The sequence below is a fragment of the Brenneria uluponensis genome, assembly GCF_032395385.1.
In the GTDB taxonomy this organism is placed as follows: domain Bacteria; phylum Pseudomonadota; class Gammaproteobacteria; order Enterobacterales; family Enterobacteriaceae; genus Prodigiosinella; species Prodigiosinella aquatilis.
The window spans coordinates 3,393,009-3,405,876 of the sequence record NZ_CP135917.1 but is presented as its reverse complement, the minus strand read 5'-3'; the positions used below and the strand labels follow the sequence as shown (position 1 = coordinate 3,405,876).

Below are 12,868 nucleotides of genomic sequence, written 5' to 3'. Positions count from 1 at the left end.
CGGATATATTGTCGGCATGGTGATTTCTGGCTGGCTGTGGCCGTTTTAGTGGGTACCTTGCTTGAGTGGAGAAAATAATGAGACTGTGTGATCGTGATATTGAAAGGTGGCTGGATGATGGCCGATTGGTGATTACGCCTCGCCCCCCTCAAGAGCGAATTAATGGTGCCACAGTGGATGTCCGATTAGGCCATCAATTTCGCGTATTTTGTGGACATACGGCGCCTTTCATTGATTTAAGTGGTCCGAAAGACGAAGTCAGTGCTGCGTTGGATCGCGTGATGAGCGACGAAATCAATCTGACCGAAAAAGAAGCTTTTTTCCTACATCCGGGAGAATTGGCGTTAGCTGTGACGCTGGAGTCGGTAACACTGCCAGATAATCTGGTTGGATGGCTGGATGGCCGCTCCTCACTGGCGCGTTTAGGGTTGATGGTTCATGTCACGGCACACCGTATTGATCCTGGTTGGCAGGGACTCATCGTGCTGGAGTTCTATAATTCAGGTAAGTTGCCGTTGGCATTACGCCCCGGCATGATGATTGGTGCCCTGAGTTTTGAACCATTATCCGGTCCGGCAGCAAGGCCTTATAATCGTCGTCAGGACGCTAAATATAAAGATCAGAAAGGTGCTGTCGCAAGCCGGATTGATGAAGACTAGCTTCCGACAGTTTGCTGTATGCCTATTGTAATGAGGATGGCATGAGAAGATTTCTAACAGCGCTGGTTATTCTGCTGGTGGTGCTGGTCGTGGGAATGACCTCGCTGATTGTACTGATCAATCCTAACGACTTCCGTGATTATATGGTGCGTCAGGTGGCAGCGCACAGTGGTTACAAGCTGAAGCTTGATGGCGAATTGCGCTGGCATGTATGGCCGGAGTTGAGCATTCTTTCCGGCAGTATGTCGTTGAGTGCTCCAGGAGCAGAGGTACCACTGGTCAGCGCAGAAAACATGCGCCTGGATGTCAAGTTATGGCCTCTGCTCTCCCACCGGCTGGAAGTAAAACAGGTGATGCTCAAAGGTGCGGTAATTCGCTTCACACCGGAAAGTGCCGCTAAACGGATGAGTCGAGCACCTATTGCTCCTCCTGGGCCTTCAGAACCAGGAGAAGAAACGGGCTGGCGCTTTGATATTAACCGTATAGAAGTGGCCGACAGCCTGTTAGTCTTCCAGCGTACTGATAACGATTTGATTAATGTCCGTGACATTAATCTGAAAGTTGTGCGTAACAGCGCCAATCAGCTACAGCTGGATCTGTCCAGCCGTATTAACCGTGATCAGCGTGACTTATCGTTTACGTTGGCAGCCAGCATGGACATGCAGCATTTCCCACAACAAGTCAGCGCCAGTGTTGAACAGTTTGATTATCAGCTGCAGGGCGCAGGGATTCCGGTGACCGGTATCAGTGGTAAAGGCAGTCTGAAGGCCAGTTACCAACAGCAACCAGAAAAAATGACCATCAGTCAATTTGCCTTGAGCGCTAATAACAGTCAGTTGACAGGCTCTGTGACGGCAGTACTGGGGAGTGTTCCTGACTACATACTGAGTCTGAAATCTACGCGACTGGATCTGGACGAATTGCTAGGACTGGCACAGTTCCAGGATAGCGATGCGCCGGCAGATAAAGCCATTGCAGCCAAACCAGTGATTTCTAAAGATGTGACAGGTCAAAAAGATAATGAAGTGTTGAGAGGTTTTACCGCCCATGTTGCCATTGATGCCGATGAGCTAATTTATCACGGCTTGCATGTTACCCAGTTTGCACTACAGGCGACCAATCAACGCGGGGTACTATCGGTGCCCACCTTAGTGGGTACCTTAGGCGATGGGCGTTTTTCGTTGCCAGGATCGATGAATATAGATGCGTCTCCCTCTATTACCGTACAACCGGATCTTCGAAATATAGCGTTATCACCACTGCTACACGCTTTTGGTTTGCCGGAAACCCTAAGTGGCAAGCTTAGTCTGCAAGGGGATATGAGTGGCAATTCACTTTCTGCCGCCGCAGTTATGTCACAGTGGCATGGCAATGCCACGTTGCAGGCGACGGGTCTGCGGCTGAATGGCCTGAATATTCAACAGATGATTCAGCAGGCGGTTGAGCGTAATAACAGCAGCGTCCACAGCCAAGGCAATTATGAACGTTATACCGAAGTGCGGCAGATGACCGCTAAAGCTCGTCTTAGCGCGGGTAAATTACAGCTACAGGCATTGGATGGTCGTTCCGACATATTGTCACTGACCGGTGAGGGTACATTTGACCTCCCAGCACAGCGCTGTGATGTCAACCTGGGTGTGAAGGTCACTCAAGGATGGCTAGGTGACAAAAACGTTGTACAGATGCTTCAGGATATCGTGATACCGTTCCGTTTGTATGGTTCTTGGCATAACCTTAATTACCAACTTCAGGTTGATCAAATTCTACGCAATCGTCTGCAAGATGAAATGAAGAAACGACTAAATGAATGGATAGGCAAAAATAAGCAGTACCAGAAGAATAAAGATATCAAGCAACTGATGCAGGGGTTGTGATTAACTCTGCAGGCGATATATACGCCTGCAGAGTCATATTGACCGTTTGACTTGCCACCATCGTGTATTTAAAACGCTGTATTTCAAACCTCGTAATCGGACTGTGGCGTATCCTGAATAATTAACACTTTGAGTATGCGGTGACTTTCGACCGTCAGCACATTGAAACGATATCCATCAATGACGATTTCATCACCTTCTTGTGGGATTTTTTGTGAGTACTCCATTAGCAATCCGGCCAGAGTATGATATTCACGCTTTTCATCCAATTGTAACGGGACATACATCATCAAATCTTCTACGGGAAGATAACCGTTAGCGGTCAGCGTACCATCTTCATTTTCCTGAATATCATGGCGAGCATCCAATTCTTCACCTTCCAATGGAAGGTTCCCGGCAATGGTCTCCATGACGTCGCTTAATGTAACAATCCCTTCTACCGAGCCGAATTCATCTACCACGAAAGCAAAGTGTGTATGGGCCTCACGAAATTGTTCGAGTGCTGATAACAACGATAGCTGTTCTGGAAAAATTAGCGGCTGACGGATCAGCTTGCGCAGATCCAGAGGCTGGCAATTAAGCTGCTGGCGTAACAAATCGATAATGTGCACGACACCGAGTGGTTCATTCGATACATTTTTGTCTGTCACTACCAGCCGGGTATGCTGATTTTTTTCCATCAAAGCAGGGAAATGTTCAGTTTCGGTGTCGATATCTACATTTTCTATATCGTGCCGCGAGGTCATAATGCTACTCACTGAACGTTGAGCCATGCCCAACACCCGCTCAATCATCCGTTGTTCCTGTCGGTTGAAAACGGATTGACCGGCGTCGCCGGTGTTGTCCGCAATCATGGCTGATGTCTGGTTATCCAGTTCGGCATCTTTATGTTCGCCCCGTAGCATTCGTAGTACCGCTTCCGCTGTTCGTTGACGTAACGGCAGAGACAAAGAGAGAAAACGTTTATGGTTAAACTGCGCAATCTGATTGAGCATTTCAATCATCACGGAGAAGCCGATGGCCGCATAGAGATAGCCTTTAGGAATATGATAACCAAAGGCGTCGGCCACCAGACTAAAACCAATCATCAGTAGGAAACTCAAGCATAAAATGACGATGGTCGGATGCGCATTGACAAAGCGAGTCAGTGGTTTGCTGGCCAGTAACATTAAGCCGATAGCAATGGTGACGGCTGCCATCATAACCAGTAGATGCTCTGTCATCCCTACGGCGGTGATAACTGAATCCAGAGAGAAAATAGCGTCCAGAATGACAATTTGTGCGACAACCGGCCAGAAACGTGCGCCCTTGTGTTGAGTCTGTTGTCCCTGATCCTTGCCTTCCAGCCTTTCGTTAAGCTCCATCGTAGCTTTGAACAACAGGAACAATCCCCCGACCAGCATGATAATATCGCGGGCGCTGAAAGCGTGATCCAGCGCTGTAACCAGCGGATTAGTAAGGGAAACCAGCCAAGATATAGAGGAGAGCAGGATAAACCGCATCAGCAGTGCCAGTAATAAACCGACAACACGAGCCTTGTCCCGCAGTTTTTCCGGCAGCTTTTCAGCAAGAATCGCAATGAAGACCAGGTTGTCGATGCCTAATACCAGCTCAAGCACCACCAGTGTTGCCAATCCTGCCCACACTGTTGGATCAACTATCCATTCCATACTGAATTTTTACCTTTTTTTGGAATAATATTCTAAATTTTATTTGATTTGTTCGTTTGTTGTCTATGTTAGGCGATTTCTTAGGGAGAGAGAAAGAATTAATAACCCATCGAATACTACTCCCTACAGCATTTTATTGTAAAATTTCTTCGGTGATAAAGCATATATAAATTCGGAATGGAGATCGAAAAGTGCAGAAGACAGAAATGCCCGGAAATTCAAATGTAAAAGATAGTTATAGCTTGGTAAAATTTCCCTCATTCGGGATATTTCACTTGTATTATGTTATATGCAGTTAATAATGTAGCGGCAGCTGTTTTACTTCGTTTCAGCAAAGGGTGTTCTGATCTTTAGGTGCCACTTTAGATTGATATAGTGATGGACACAAGTTTGGATTTGTGGTTGGTCGCGCATTGGTAGCCAGAAAGCCAAGGCGGTAGCGTGCATGTGCGTTATTTAGTTCATAGTGTAAACTGCTTTTTCCTGCCTGTTATTGTTTTTTATGATTAAATCTTAAATCTAACCGCTTGATTTTTTCTTTTGTATGAAAAATCCCTGCATTTCTGATAGGCATCTGATCTGGCGTTTTTCTGTTCGCTGGTTTGTGGATTTTTTCAGATTAATGGTGTGTATTAACTGAATGTGAAGATATTGTTCTGCTTTGCATCATGTTGATTAGCAGAATTTTGTGAACATACTTGAGAGTGATAGAATACAAATATTAAACGGTCGATTGGTATAGCTTCTGTCTTGTTAATAAAGAATACTTAGAGAGCATGAAATTTTATGCTCGGAATATTTTTAATATGAATGTATATATTTCTGTCGTTTCACATGGTCATCAATGCATGATAAAAAACATTCATTGCCTTCCTGATCTTGCCAAAAAATATAAAGTTGTTGTAAAAGAAAATTCAGAACGTTATCGCTCTGGGTTTGATGTTTTTTGTTTGGAAAATAATATTGACTATATTGATGATAAAAAAAATCTAGGGTTTGGCGAAAATAATAATTTGATATTTAAATATATACAAGATAAGTTTAATCCTAAAGACAATGATCTATTTATTGTATTAAATCCAGATGTGCTTATTACATGCGAAGAAATTGAAAAAATTATTTCTCTTCATGACCAGTATCATTTTAAATTAGCGGGTATAAATCTATTCACAGATGAGAATTTCACAATTCATGATAAGGGCATTAGGCATTACCCGGTTTTGTCTGATTTTTTTAAATCATTCTTTTTAGGTAAGAATGATACTGTAATAAATAGAAAAGAGGTCAATGATATCGCTTATGTGGATTGGTTGGCCGGTTCTTTTATGATTTTTGAAGTGAGCCATTATGCTAATTTGAAAGGATTTGATGAGCGATATTTTATGTACTGTGAGGATATAGATATCTGTTATCGCTCAACGAAGAAGAACATAAAGCCACTATATTTACCTATGGTAAAGGCGGTGCACTATGCCCAGTATAATAATCGAAAAATATTTTCCAGGCATTTTTTTTGGCATATAAAGAGTGTCTTGATTTTTACAATCAAGAAAATGATAATTAAATGATGTGATGATTCCATTCTTTAGGATAGGACTGTTCATTCTTGGTTTTTGAATTATAATTCATTGTTCTTCATCATACGTATGGAAGTTTTATGCTTTATAGAGTTTGAGTGGATATTCAAATTCTATTTTTAATATGTAAATGTGGGTTAATGAATGTATTCGAATTTTATTAAATACCTATGTTTTTAAAGTTGCCTTATTTCTGATGGTTAATCTTATGTTAGATTATATCTATAATATCAACATGTAATATATATTTATACCCAAAATAATTCGAGTTGCAGGAAGGCGGCAAGTGAGCGAATCTCGATGAGCTTACTCAGGTAAGTGATTCGGGTGAGCGAACGCAGCCAACACACCTGCAACTTGAAGTATGACGGATATATAAGCGCAATGATATTGTCAGCTTAGAAAATTGATGGTTTCAGTTAAAAAACAAGTAGTATTAATAATAGTCTAAATAAACGATATGATATCAATGCTGCTGCAGCATCATATGTGAAGTTATATAAGGGGTTGTAATGAAATTTCTTGTTACCGGTGCGGCCGGGTTTATCGGTTTTTATGTAAGTCAGTCACTGTGCGCTGACGGACATGATGTTATCGGCATTGATAACCTTAATAATTACTATGATGTCTCTCTCAAAGAAGCGCGTTTGCAAAAACTTCAGACAGTGAGTCGTTTCCGTTTTGAAAAACTGGACATCTATGATGGCAAAGGGCTGAATGCGCTTTTTGCCGCAGAAAAATTTGACCGGGTTATTCATCTGGCGGCACAGGCCGGCGTGCGTTATTCGCTGGAAAATCCGATGGCATATGCTGATAGCAACCTTATCGGGCATCTGAATATTCTGGAGTGCTGTCGTCATCATGATGTTGAGCATCTGCTGTATGCCTCTTCCAGTTCAGTGTATGGTCTGAATGGTAAAACACCTTTCTCTACCTGTGATTCGACGGATCATCCTGTCTCGCTATATGCCGCCACCAAAAAAGCCAATGAGCTGATGGCGCACTCCTATTCGCATTTATATGGCATTCCCACGACGGGGTTACGCTTTTTTACGGTATATGGTCCGTGGGGGCGGCCGGACATGGCATTGTTCAAATTCACCAAGAGCATACTGGCTGGCAATCCCATTGATATTTATAACCATGGCGATATGCGTCGTGATTTTACTTATATCACTGACATTGTTGACGGTGTCGTGAGTATTGCGAATAAGGTTCCTGTCGCAGACAGCACCTGGACGGTGGAAAATGGATCTCCGGCAACCAGTTCGGCACCGTATCGAGTGTACAATATTGGTTACGGCAGTCCGGTGAAACTGATGGATTTTGTTACCGCATTGGAAAATGCACTCGGCATTGAAGCGAAAAAGCACTTTATGCCAATGCAGGCAGGCGATGTGTACCAAACTTACGCCGATACTGAAGACCTGTTGGCGATGACCGGCTATCGCCCTAAAGTAGGCGTGGTCGAAGGTGTTCAGGCCTTTGTCGACTGGTACCGCGATTTTTATCAAGTCTGAATAATTGGTTATTGATGCACAGCAATATATATGCAGACGTTGTCTTCTGCTACATTGCTATTTCTTTTTTAATTTGTACATTGCGTACAATATATTGATTAATGTGACTGAAAAATGAGAATAGCAATTGCGGGCACTGGCTATGTTGGCCTGTCCAATGCAATGCTGCTGGCGCAGCATAATGAAGTAGTGGCGGTAGATATTCTCGCCGAAAAGGTAGAAATGTTGAATAAAGGCATTTCACCGATTGCAGATAAAGAAATTGAAGAGTTTCTGTGTAATCCGTCGCTCAATTTCCGTGCAACGTTGGATGGCAAGTCTGCCTATCAGGGGGCGGATTTCGTGATTATCGCCACACCTACCGATTATGACCCCAAAACCAACTACTTCAATACCCGGTCGGTTGAGTCGGTGATCCGTGAGGTCATTGCCGTCAACCCACACGCGCTGATGATCATCAAATCGACTATTCCGGTGGGATATACCCAGCAGGTACGCGAGCAGTTTGGTACGGGAAATATCATTTTTTCACCAGAATTTCTGCGTGAAGGTCGCGCACTGTACGATAATCTGTATCCATCGCGGATTGTGGTGGGTGAACAATCACCACGTGCGGAACAATTTGCTCAACTTTTGGTGCAGGGTGCCAGAAAAACCGATATCACGGTATTGTTTACCGGTTCCACGGAAGCAGAAGCCATTAAGTTGTTTGCCAATACCTATCTGGCAATGCGTGTTGCCTATTTCAATGAACTGGATACTTACGCACAGACGTTGGGTTTGGACAGCAAACAAATCATTGAAGGGGTTGGACTGGATCCGCGAATTGGTCAGCACTATAACAATCCCTCTTTTGGCTATGGCGGCTACTGTTTGCCGAAAGATACCAAGCAACTGCTGGCAAATTACGAGGCTGTCCCCAATAATCTGATTCGTGCCATCGTGGATGCCAACACGACGCGTAAGGATTTTATTTCCGACTCGGTGATTAAGCGAAACCCTAAAGTTGTAGGGGTTTACCGCCTGGTGATGAAAACCGGTTCTGATAACTTCCGTGCATCCGCTATTCAAGGGGTAATGAAGCGTATCAAGGCAAAAGGCATCGAAATGGTAGTGTATGAGCCGGAGCTGAAAGAGACCGAGTTTTTCCGATCGCGGGTTATCAATGATCTGGAGGAGTTTAAACAGATTTCGGACGTGATACTGTCTAATCGGATGGCATCGGAATTATCTGATGTTGCAGCAAAAGTCTATACACGTGATCTCTTCGGTTCCGATTAGGTATAAAGCTAGTGATAGAGTGTGTTCTGAATGCAGGTGAGACTGCGGGTTCTTTTTGAGAGAGCAACGAATGACAACATTAAAAGCGATTATCCCGGTTGCTGGTTTGGGAATGAATTTATTACCGGTTACCAAGGCTATCCCGAAAGAGATGCTACCGTTGGTCGATCGTCCGGTGATTGAGAAGATTGTTAATGAGTGCGCCAATGCGGGTATCAAGGACATTGTATTGGTAACACATGCTTCCAAAAATGCGATCGAAAACCATTTTGATACCTCATTTGAGCTGGAATCCTTGTTGGAAGAGCGCGCCAAACGCCAGTTATTGGCAGAAGTTCAGGCTATTTGTCCCGCTGGCGTAACTATTATGAATGTTCGCCAGGGGCAAACGCTGGGACTTGGGCATGCGGTCTCCTGTGCGCATCCCATTGTGGGCGATGCACCTTTTGTTGTTGTTTTGCCGGATGTGGTCATGGATGAAAGTTCGGCGGATCAATCCAAAGATAACCTGGCACAATTGATCTCTCGTTTTGAAGCTACCGGGCACAGTCAGGTGCTGGTAAAACACCGTCCTTATGAAGTATTGCCGGAATACTCCGTGGTGGAATGCGCACAGCCGTTAATCAATGCGGGTGATTCAGCGGTCATTACTTCCATGGTTGAAAAACCGACGCTAACGCCTACTGAAGGCTCTGACCTTTCTGCTGTCGGACGCTATGTGCTGACGGCGGATGCATGGCCGATTTTGTCGCAGATTCTGCCGGGTGCCTGGGGACGTATTCAGTTGACTGACGCCATTGCCGAGTTGATCAAACATCAACCGGTTGATGCGGTGCAGATGACAGGCCATAATTTCAACTGCGGACGTAAACTGGGTTATGCGCAGGCTTTCGTCTCTTATGGATTACATAATCCAGAACTGGGTGCTGCGTTTAAAGAGAACATCAAGGCACTGCTCGCCAGACATTCTGCCTAGTGACCAATCCTGTCTGAGCGGATGCTCAGGCAGGGTGTTATCCCCGTGTTATAGAACACCTCTTCCTATCAAACCAATTACTACCCACCTAGCGTTAGCTGAGTTACCATGTCTGTCTGCTTTTGAATTGCCTGTGTCGTATATATTCGCAACAGGTAGATTATCCTTCAGACAGGAGTTGCTTTAATGTCCAAACAGCAAATTGGCGTTGTCGGTATGGCGGTGATGGGGCGCAATCTGGCGCTTAACATTGAAAGCCGTGGTTATACCGTTTCCATCTTTAACCGTTCTGCAGATAAAACCGATGAGGTTGTAGCAGAAAATCCGGGTAAGAAACTGGTGCCTTACTACACCGTTGAGGAGTTTGTTGAATCCCTGGAAAAACCGCGTCGCATCCTGTTAATGGTTAAGGCTGGTGAAGCAACAGATAAAACCATCGATTCACTGAAACCGCACCTGGAGAAAGGTGACATCCTGATCGATGGTGGCAATACCTTCTATAAAGATACTATTCGTCGTAATCGTGAACTGTCTGCCGAAGGGTTCAACTTCATTGGTACCGGGGTTTCCGGCGGCGAAGAAGGCGCGCTAAAAGGGCCATCCATTATGCCTGGCGGACAGAAACACGCATATGAACTGGTGGCGCCGATTTTGGAGAAAATCGCCGCTCGTGCTGATGGTGAAGCCTGTGTCACCTACATTGGTGCTGATGGTGCCGGTCATTATGTCAAGATGGTACACAACGGTATTGAATATGGTGACATGCAGTTGATCGCCGAAGCCTACTCGCTGTTAAAACAGGCATTGAACCTGAATAATGACGATCTGGCTAAAACATTCTCGGAGTGGAACAAAGGTGAATTAAGCAGTTATCTGATTGAAATTACTGCTGATATCTTTACCAAAAAAGATGAGGATGGTAACTATCTGGTGGATGTGATTCTGGATGAAGCGGCAAACAAGGGAACCGGGAAATGGACCAGTCAGAGTTCACTGGATCTGGGAGAACCGTTGTCACTGATTACCGAGTCCGTGTTCGCGCGTTATCTGTCTTCCCTGAAATCTCAGCGGGTTGCAGCATCAAAAGTGCTAACCGGCCCGACAATCCAGCCATTCGCTGGTGATAAAACGGAATTTGTGGAGAAAGTACGTCGTGCGTTGTATCTGGGAAAGATCGTTTCTTATGCACAAGGTTTCTCTCAGCTGAAAGCAGCATCTGATGAAAACAATTGGTCTTTGAATTACGGAGAAATCGCCAAGATTTTCCGCGCCGGTTGTATTATCCGTGCTCAATTCCTGCAAAAAATCACCGATGCCTACACTCAGAATGCCAATATTGCCAACCTGCTGCTGGCACCTTACTTCAAGCAGATTGCTGATGACTATCAACAGGCGTTACGTGATGTTGTGGCTTACGCTGTTCAGCAGGGCATTCCGACCCCGACCTTCTCTGCGGCTATCGCCTATTATGACAGTTACCGCGCAGCGGTTCTGCCGGCTAACCTGATTCAGGCGCAGCGTGATTACTTTGGTGCTCATACATATAAGCGTACTGATAAAGATGGGGTATTCCATACCGAATGGTTGGAATAAACATGACGTCAGTTTTGATTAATTATTAGTGTCAGCGCGGTTTGAACGTCTGTTCAAACCGCGCTTTTTTCTATCCGTCGAGAGAATATCACTATTACTGCCTGTGCTGGTGTTGTGTTCGTCAGTCAGAGTGGTGATAACTCACCGTTGGGAGCGTTATCAGGTTTTCTGAGCAAAAACTGATGCCCGTCTGGTCATTATTGACTTGATTAGCGTCAGTTTTTTTTCGCCTGTTTTCTGGCGACAATCAGATTATCGTAAAGGAAACGGTTATTTTCCCATTGAGAAATGTAAATAACATAACTTATTGTTAATACATTTTTTTTTAGGAATAAGATGCTTGTTTAACCGGTACCTCCTTTCTATGATGCGGCCGAATAACGTGTATAACGAGGTAAAACATGAAGCGTTTATTGAAACTGATGGGCTTACTTATTCTGACGGTCGCCCTGAATGGGTGTATTTTCCCTCCTCCGGGTGGTGGTGGACATGGTGGGGGGCCTGGCGGAGGACCTGGTGGTTTTCATTTTCAACCGTCTAATGGCTAGTTTCCTGGTCATAGTTAAATCCCTGATAGCAAACTACGTTATCTTCTCGACGGCACACCAAAAGTCTGGTGTATTGCTTGATCATTAACAACGGCGTGGGTAAGTGTTGTCGCCGGGAAAACCGGTGGCTTTACCTGACCTTACGCCTTGTTGGCTTAACACCAGTGTCGTTCACCTGGCTCCGATGTGGGGGGCTCGGAAAGAGGCCGAACGTGGCGGCCGCCCCGTGTATCCCCGTTTCTTAATACGCTATCGGGGCGTTATTCTATCTAAGGCATACGCCGCATCGTGTTAATTGTTTTCTTTAACCAGTGCACAGGTAATATCCTGAATTTCTTCTGCCGATCCGCGATTAGCATCCAGGATATCAAGACGATTGGCGAGCAGGATGGGGTCTCCGCTGGGGGTGAAGACAACAGCCAGACCATAATTGCCCATGCTGTCATCCTGTCTATGAACATATCGATATAACGTCTTAAAGGGATCTGACTGCGTTAAATCGGTTGTAGTGAGTTTTATCGCCAGATATTTATGCCCTTGAAGTTCAACGCCCAGTGGTTGCCAGTGGGTTGAAATTGCTGTCGATTGTTCATGTAACGTATGGTAAACCTCAGGTCGCAGGCATGATATATGAATATGTAGCTGATTTTGAGAACGACCATATTGAGAATTAATGCTCAGTGACAAATATTCATTTTTTACCGGTTTACCGATTTCTTTGACAATATACCCACGGTAATTCCATGCGGCCGCGAAGAAGGAAGGCGTATTATTTTGTAAGAGCACTGGGCTTTCAATACCGGTAATTTTTGTGGAAGGTATCAGCAAATCATGGTAAGGCCCCCGGAGGTCTTTAAGTAAGGCGTATCCATCTTTCAGATCGACGTTTAAGCAAGGCGCAGGATTACCATTACTCTGCTGATTAGGAACACATTTCTGACTCACTATTTCCCAGAGTGCATTACTGTTTCCTCGTCCTAAAATAAACCATAGGACAAACAATAAAAAAATAATCACTATGGCGATGGCCCATAATAATTTTTTATACTTCATCCTGATCTCTCCTGGCAGAATGGAATGTAGCTAAAAGGAAGATAGACGAGAAATTGTATTTTTAGGAGATTATGGTGAATAACCAATGTCACCAATATGACATTCAAAATTAAATTG

The 12,868-nt window shown here is 44.6% G+C and carries 10 protein-coding genes; 8 read left to right on the top strand and 2 right to left on the bottom strand.

Annotation, left to right across the window (positions count from 1 at the left end; genetic code table 11):
- The first annotated feature begins 77 nt into the window (after positions 1-77).
- Positions 78-659 (top strand): dCTP deaminase, encoded by a 582-nt coding sequence (dcd, locus tag RS889_RS15885; protein ID WP_021015179.1) that lies wholly within the window; start codon positions 78-80, stop codon positions 657-659.
- A 41-nt stretch (positions 660-700) separates the two neighbouring features.
- Positions 701-2,533 carry an outer membrane assembly protein AsmA gene (asmA, locus tag RS889_RS15880; protein ID WP_315707974.1) on the top strand — a complete coding sequence of 611 codons (1,833 nt, stop codon included), beginning with the start codon at positions 701-703 and terminating at the stop codon, positions 2,531-2,533.
- 83 nt (positions 2,534-2,616) lie between these two features.
- On the opposite strand, the gene RS889_RS15875 is transcribed toward asmA, so the two are convergent.
- Complete coding sequence (locus RS889_RS15875; RefSeq protein ID WP_021015181.1) at positions 2,617-4,203, bottom strand: TerC family protein; 1,587 nt, start codon at positions 4,201-4,203, stop codon at positions 2,617-2,619.
- Positions 4,204-5,051: 848 nt separating this feature from the next.
- Between RS889_RS15875 and RS889_RS15870 the strand changes: the two genes are divergently transcribed.
- The 6 genes from RS889_RS15870 to RS889_RS15845 all read left to right on the top strand — a co-directional run bounded on the left by RS889_RS15870 (position 5,052) and on the right by RS889_RS15845 (position 11,698).
- Entirely contained in the window at positions 5,052-5,771 is a 720-nt protein-coding gene (locus RS889_RS15870; protein ID WP_315707973.1) for a glycosyltransferase family protein, read from the top strand.
- A 521-nt stretch (positions 5,772-6,292) separates the two neighbouring features.
- A complete protein-coding gene (locus RS889_RS15865; protein WP_315707972.1) occupies positions 6,293-7,300 on the top strand; it encodes an NAD-dependent epimerase in 1,008 nt (335 codons plus the stop codon).
- A 114-nt stretch (positions 7,301-7,414) separates the two neighbouring features.
- Positions 7,415-8,581, top strand: coding sequence for a nucleotide sugar dehydrogenase (locus RS889_RS15860; RefSeq protein ID WP_315707971.1), 1,167 nt, complete (start codon positions 7,415-7,417; stop codon positions 8,579-8,581).
- Positions 8,582-8,651: 70 nt separating this feature from the next.
- Positions 8,652-9,557 (top strand): sugar phosphate nucleotidyltransferase, encoded by a 906-nt coding sequence (locus RS889_RS15855; RefSeq protein WP_315707970.1) that lies wholly within the window; start codon positions 8,652-8,654, stop codon positions 9,555-9,557.
- Between the two features lie 186 nt (positions 9,558-9,743).
- Complete coding sequence (gndA, locus tag RS889_RS15850) at positions 9,744-11,150, top strand: NADP-dependent phosphogluconate dehydrogenase (protein ID WP_290182251.1); 1,407 nt, start codon at positions 9,744-9,746, stop codon at positions 11,148-11,150.
- A 401-nt stretch (positions 11,151-11,551) separates the two neighbouring features.
- A complete protein-coding gene (locus RS889_RS15845; protein ID WP_021015187.1) occupies positions 11,552-11,698 on the top strand; it encodes a hypothetical protein in 147 nt (48 codons plus the stop codon).
- A gap of 291 nt (positions 11,699-11,989) precedes the next feature.
- On the opposite strand, the gene RS889_RS15840 is transcribed toward RS889_RS15845, so the two are convergent.
- Entirely contained in the window at positions 11,990-12,751 is a 762-nt protein-coding gene (locus tag RS889_RS15840) for a CDP-diacylglycerol diphosphatase (protein WP_315707969.1), read from the bottom strand.
- Positions 12,752-12,868 lie beyond the last annotated feature (117 nt).

Coding starts and splice junctions, on each gene's coding strand:
- asmA (WP_315707974.1), top strand. CDS start 701: ATGAGAAGATTTCTAACAGCGCTGGTTATTCTGCTGGTGGTGCTGGTC.
- RS889_RS15840 (WP_315707969.1), bottom strand. CDS start 12,751: ATGAAGTATAAAAAATTATTATGGGCCATCGCCATAGTGATTATTTTT.
- RS889_RS15860 (WP_315707971.1), top strand. CDS start 7,415: ATGAGAATAGCAATTGCGGGCACTGGCTATGTTGGCCTGTCCAATGCA.
- RS889_RS15875 (WP_021015181.1), bottom strand. CDS start 4,203: ATGGAATGGATAGTTGATCCAACAGTGTGGGCAGGATTGGCAACACTG.
- RS889_RS15845 (WP_021015187.1), top strand. CDS start 11,552: ATGAAGCGTTTATTGAAACTGATGGGCTTACTTATTCTGACGGTCGCC.
- RS889_RS15870 (WP_315707973.1), top strand. CDS start 5,052: ATGATAAAAAACATTCATTGCCTTCCTGATCTTGCCAAAAAATATAAA.
- dcd (WP_021015179.1), top strand. CDS start 78: ATGAGACTGTGTGATCGTGATATTGAAAGGTGGCTGGATGATGGCCGA.
- RS889_RS15855 (WP_315707970.1), top strand. CDS start 8,652: ATGACAACATTAAAAGCGATTATCCCGGTTGCTGGTTTGGGAATGAAT.
- gndA (WP_290182251.1), top strand. CDS start 9,744: ATGTCCAAACAGCAAATTGGCGTTGTCGGTATGGCGGTGATGGGGCGC.
- RS889_RS15865 (WP_315707972.1), top strand. CDS start 6,293: ATGAAATTTCTTGTTACCGGTGCGGCCGGGTTTATCGGTTTTTATGTA.